The sequence below is a fragment of the Rhodococcus sp. ENV425 genome (assembly GCF_002887785.1).
GTDB lineage: Bacteria > Actinomycetota > Actinomycetes > Mycobacteriales > Mycobacteriaceae > Rhodococcus > Rhodococcus aetherivorans.
Window position 1 is genome coordinate 2,045 of sequence record NZ_PCZU01000075.1, and the last position, 334, is coordinate 2,378.

Here is a 334-nt window from a genome sequence, read left to right on the forward strand (position 1 = left end):
CGCCAGCAGGATCGCCGGGGCCACCGCATCACCGAGGGCGGGCAGCGGCACACCGCGGCGCCGGCACCCGATCCAGGCGCCGACGCCGCCGAGGGCGACCGCCCCCCAGATCCCGAGTCCGCCCTGCCAGATCTTCAGCGCGTCGACCGGGTCGGCGCCCGCAGCGAAGTACTTCTGCCAGTCGGTGGCGACGTGGTACAGGCGTCCCCCGATCAGGCCGAACGGCACGGCCCACACCGCGACGTCGAGCACGGTGCCGGGCTCGCCGCCGCGGGCGACCCAGCGGCGGTCACCCCAGAAGATCGCGACGACGATCCCGACGATGATGCACAGG

General features: G+C 74.6%; 1 protein-coding gene. It reads right to left on the reverse strand.

The features are described 5' to 3' along the window. Positions 1–334, reverse strand: a 334-nt coding sequence (locus tag CQZ88_RS30495) for a prolipoprotein diacylglyceryl transferase family protein (protein WP_258008456.1), incomplete at both ends; no start/stop codon positions are given.